4 protein-coding genes and 1 pseudogene are annotated in these 4,923 nt (G+C 69.7%); 1 reads left to right on the top strand and 4 read right to left on the bottom strand.

All coding sequences use genetic code 11. The features are described 5' to 3' along the window. Positions 1-274 (top strand): annotated as a pseudogene (locus tag AC1DYI_RS26535) (hypothetical protein); the annotation flags it as partial. Here the strand turns inward: AC1DYI_RS26535 and AC1DYI_RS26530 are convergent. The 4 genes from AC1DYI_RS26530 to AC1DYI_RS26515 form a co-directional block, all read right to left on the bottom strand. Further along, positions 214-1,416: an ABC transporter permease gene (locus AC1DYI_RS26530; RefSeq protein ID WP_477207125.1), complete on the bottom strand. Its 1,203-nt coding sequence runs from the start codon at positions 1,414-1,416 to the stop codon at positions 214-216. The pseudogene AC1DYI_RS26535 and the gene AC1DYI_RS26530 overlap by 61 nt on opposite strands. Continuing rightward, on the bottom strand, positions 1,413-2,606 hold the full coding sequence (locus AC1DYI_RS26525; RefSeq protein WP_477207124.1) for an ABC transporter permease: 1,194 nt from the start codon (positions 2,604-2,606) through the stop codon (positions 1,413-1,415). The genes AC1DYI_RS26530 and AC1DYI_RS26525 overlap by 4 nt, the downstream gene beginning before the upstream one ends. A gap of 2 nt (positions 2,607-2,608) precedes the next feature. After that, a complete protein-coding gene (locus tag AC1DYI_RS26520) occupies positions 2,609-3,601 on the bottom strand; it encodes an HlyD family secretion protein (RefSeq protein WP_477207123.1) in 993 nt (330 codons plus the stop codon). 6 nt (positions 3,602-3,607) lie between these two features. Continuing rightward, the coding region (locus AC1DYI_RS26515) for a TolC family protein (RefSeq protein ID WP_477207122.1) at positions 3,608-4,923 on the bottom strand (1,316 nt) is incomplete at its 5' end.

Raw genomic sequence — 4,923 nt, 5'->3', positions numbered from 1 at the left:
GGGCGCAGCCGTGCACGCCGGCAGCTCGGTACTCTGGGCCGCGATCTACGACGAGGCGGTGTGCCGGCGCGAACCACCGCCCTCGCCTGCCGGCCTGGTGGCCGGCGCCGCCGGCATTGCGGCCCTGGCCGCGGCCACCGACTACGCCCTGGTGCCCGCGCGCCAGTCGCCGGGCGTCGAGCGCCGGATGTCGCAGCGCAGCCGTGTGCTGACCTACGCCCTCTTCGCCACCGGACTCGCGCTGGGCGGGTTGGCGGCGCGCCGCTGGCGCTGAGCATCGGCGCGGGCCACGCGCTTCCACCGCCACAGGCCGAGCGCGACGCTGGCCACCAGCAGCCCGCCCAGGCCGGCGGCTTCGGCCGCGACTTCGCTCAAGTCGGCGCCCAGTTGGTTCAGCGCGACAAAGCCCTGGATGCCTGGAGTCGACGGGAACAGCCAGCGCAGCGCCTGCAGCGGCTCCGGCAAGGCTTCGACCGGCCAGGTGACGCCGGACAGGAACATCACCGGCATGGCCGTGCACACCAGCAGCTGCGCGCTGCGCTCGCGCGAGCGGAACAGGTTGCCGATCATGACGGCGTAGGCCGCCACCGCGAAAGCAAACAGCAGCGTGAACGCCAGCAGCCCGCCGAAGTTGCCGCCRCGCGGGTAGTCCTGCCACCAGAAGACGAAGCCGAAGTAGTACAGGCTGTTGATCACCGGCACGCAGGCGATGGCGCACAGCATGCCGGCGTAACCCGCGGCGCTGCGCCGGACCGGGAAGTGGCCCCGCTCGGCCCAGGTGCCGAACATCAGCGTCACCGCCAGCAGCAGCGTCTGCTGGATGATCAGCACCGCTGCCGCGGGCACCACATAGGCGCCGTAGCCTTCGCGCACGTTGAACAGCGCGACCGAGTTCAGGCTCAGCGGCGAACGCTGCGCCTGGGCTTGCGCGCCAGACGGGGTCGTGGCCGACAGGCGCTTGATCTCGATTCCGGCCGATACCGTGCCCACCGCCTGGGCGAAACCGTTCAGCGCCGCCTTGTTCAGCATCATGTAGACGCCGTTGCCGGCCACCTCGACCTCGGCGGCGCGGCCGGCCGCGACCTTGCTTTGCAGCCCGGCTGGGATGAACAGCATGCCCGCCGCCTCGTTGCGCCAGATCAGGTCTTGCGCGTCGCGCAGGTCAGGCGTGACGGCGATCACGTTGATCGACGGGTGCGCCGAGGCGTAGCGGGTGATCTGGCGCGACAGCGCGCTGCGGTCCTGGTCGACCACCGCCACCGGCACCCGCTGAACGCTCTCTTTCGCGTAGGGCAGCGGGTAGAAGAACGAGTAGACGATGCCGCCGGCGAACAACAGCGTCAGCGCGGCGCTGTCGGACAGCATCGCCCGCCAGGTGGCGATGAACGCCCGGCCGAGCTCGCGCAGTGCATTCATGCGCGCCCCCACGCGGCTGGCAGCGCCGCGCGGCGGCTGAGCAACACGAAGCCCAGCGCCAGCGACACCACCGCAAAGCCCGCCAGCACCAACGCCTCGTTCAGGCCGTACGCCGCCGGCGCGCCGGCCAGCCAATGCCGGCTTTGCAGCTGCAGATAGTGCGTCAGCGGCAACGCCTCGGCCCAGGCTCGCGCCGCCGCCGGCATCGCCACGAGCGGAAAGCCCTGGCCCGAGAACGCAAAGGCCGGCGCGGTGACGAAGGCGGCTACCGACAGCGCGAGCCGCAAGTTCAATGTCGCCGCGATCATCAAGGTGCCCAGCCCGAGGTAGGCCGCAATCAGCAGAGCCAGCCCCGCGACCACCATGCCCGCACTGCCCTCGATCGCCCAGCCGCGCACCGCGGTGAAGAACACCAGGTACAGCAGCGCCTGCACCCCAAAGGCGACGGCCGGAATGACCAGCTTGCCCGCCAGTGCCGGGCCCCAGCGACCTCCGGCTGCGGCCAGCCACTGCGGCACCGTGCCGGCTTTCAGCTCGCGGCCGATCGCGGTGATGGCCGCCAGCGCAACAAACGCCTGCAGCAACGCCGGGATCACTGCCAGCGCGAGGAAAGACTCGTAGTTCGCGTTCTCGTTGAACAGCGTGACCAGCCGGATGCGGATCGGCTCATAGGCGACAGTCGCCTGCTTGACCGACGCACCGCGTTTTTCACGACCGGTCAGCTCGGCACCCGCCGACAGCGTGGCCACGACCGTGCGCACATCGCGGCTCAAGCCGCCCACATGCGCCGAGAACTGGCCGTTGTAGAACCACTGCACAGAGGCGCTGCGGCCGTTGCCCAGCTCGCGCTGCAGGCCGGACGGGATCAACACGATGCCAAACGCCTCGCGTTCACGCAGCAGGCGCTGCGCTTCTCCTTCAGTCGCCACCTGCGCCGCCACACGGATGCCGGGCGACTCGTCCAGCATTCGCATCAGCGTGCGCGACAGGCTCGAACCGTCGCGATCGATCACGACGATCGGCAGGTCGCGCGCCACGCCCGCGCTGAAGATCCACCAGGTCAGGCCGCACAGCAGCAGCGGGATCCAGCTGAGCATGCCGAGATCCCACAGGTCTTCCCGCAGGCGCCGCCACTCGCGCGCCACCACCGCGGCCAAGCCGCCGGGCGCCGCGCGGGGTTCGCTGGCCACGGTCACTGCGGCGCGAAGACCACGCTCATGCCCGGCCGAAGACCAGGCGGCACCTGCGCCGGCCTCAGGCGGATCTCGAAGGTGCGCAGGTCGGTGCCACCTGGGCGCGCCRCGCGCCAGGTGGCGAAATCGGGCAGCACCGCGATCGAGCTGACCTTGAAGGCGAGCTCCGTCTTCAGCGCGGGCACCTGGCCGGTGTGGCTGCTGCCCATCGCGAACGCGCTCATCTCGTCTTCGCGCACCTGCAACACCGCCCAGGTGTCGGCTAGGTTGACCAGCGTGACGACCGGAAAGCCCTGTGGTGCCAGCTCGCCTGGCTGGATCTGCACCTTGGCCACTTCGCCGCCGATCGGCGCCTTGATCTTCGTCTCGGCCTGCGCCACTTCGGCCTCTTGCACCACGCCACCCACCTGCTGGGCCTGCGCCTCGGCCGCGCGCTTGTCCTCAGACCGCGCACCGCGCTTGGCCATCTCGTATTGGGCCTTGGCGGCGCTGGCTTGCTGGTCGGCGGCCTGCCATTGCGCTTCAGCCTCGTCGCGCTTCTGGCGCGCCAACACGCCCTCTTTGAACATCGCGTCGACCCGGTCGAAGGTCGTGCGCGAGATGCGCGCGGCCGTCTGCGCGCGCTCCCACGACAGGCGGGCCATCTCCACCTCTTCCGGCCGCGCGCCGGCCTGAGCCTTGGCCGACACCGCCTGCGCTGCCGCCTGTGCCGATTTCGCCTGCGTGATCTTGGCGGCGACTTCGGGGCTGTCCAGCTCGAAGAGCAGCTCACCCGCCTTCACCGACTGGCCGATGCGCACATGCACCTGCCCTACCCGCCCCGGCACTTTGGACGAGACGTTGACCTCCTGCGATTCRATCTGCCCCTGCAGCGGCAACACACGGGGCGCGAAGGCTTTGCTCAACCCCCAGGCCAGGAAGCCTGCCACTCCCACGCCGACCACGACGAGGCTCAGGGTCTTGGCGATGGATGCTTTCTTGCGTTCAGCCATGGCCACTCATTCCAGGGTGAAGGTGATGTCGGCGCTGCGGGCGTAGTCCGGCAGGCGCTCGGGTTGGCCACAGGCCTCGAGCAGGCGCGCCAGCGCCAGCACATAGTCGTAGGCGGCCTGCGCGCGTTCGGTCTCGCTCTTGGCCAGGTTCAGCCGGGCATCGGTCACGTCCAGCGTGGTGCCTTGCTGCTGCGAAAAGGCGACCGTCTGCAGGCGCAGGCTTTCGCGCGCCAGCTTCAAGGTCGAATCCATCGACAGCACCTGCGCGCGGGCGTTTTCCATCGTGCGCCACTGGTTCTCGATCAGCGTCGGGATGTCGCGCTTGGCCTGCTCTGCCGTTTCGTCGACACGCTGGCGGTCCAGCTTGGCGGCCAGCGCCGACTTGCCATGGTCCACATGCCCGACCAGCGGGATGCTGACGAACAGGCCCACATACCAGTTCGGCTGCACCAGCTTGTCGTCGCTGCGGTTCAGGTTGTAGTTGCCAACGCCGAACACCACCGGCGAAAACTCGCTGCCCTGCAGCTTGATCGCCTGGTCGGCCTGGTCGCGCTTGCTGGCCAGCTTGCGCCACGCCGGGTGGTGTGCCATTCCCAACTCGATGAAGCTCTGCAGGCTGCCGACCGAGCCTGAGTGCACGAACAGCGGCGTGGTCGGGCGGACATCGACTTCGACGCCGACCTGCCGGCGCAAGGCCACACCAGCGATCTCGACATCGCTGCGCGCCTTGGCCAGGTCGCGCTTGGCGCCGTCCAGCGCGACATCGGCCTTCAGCCGGTCGGCGGTGGAAATCAGGCCCGTGCTTTCCAGCCGGGCGGCCTGGCGCTGGTGCTCGGCGATGCCAGTTGCCGCGTCGGCCCGCACCTTAGCGGCCAGCTGCGCCAGTTGCAGTTGGAAGTAGCGTTGCGCGGTGGTCGAGGCGGCCTTGTCTTGCGCTTCTTGCAGGTCGGCCTGGGCCTCGCCAATGCGAGCCTCGGCGACACCACGCACCGCCTCGAGCCGGCCGCCGGTGTAGAGCGGCCAGTTGGTCGACAGCCCGACCGAGCTGAGGTTGAACTGGCGCGTCGTCGAGACGGTGTTGGGCAGCGGCGGAATGTCCAGCCCGGTCGCCGCGTCCACTCCAGAGATCAGCGGGTTGGCCGCGGCCGACAGGCGCGAGATGTCGAGGTTGAAGCTGGTCGAGACGCGGCCGGCGAAGCCGGACAGGCTGACCGCCGGCCCGCTGAGGTTGGACACGGCTTCAGCCCGCAGGCCCTTGGCTTCGGCGTCCAGCGCCGCACTGCGCACATTGCCCGAGGACTGCATGCCCCGCGTCAGTGCCT

This window comes from Ideonella sp. P3_A4 (assembly GCF_056403075.1).
The sequence above is the reverse complement of the archived record's forward strand: the minus strand, read 5'-3'. Positions and strand labels throughout refer to the sequence as shown.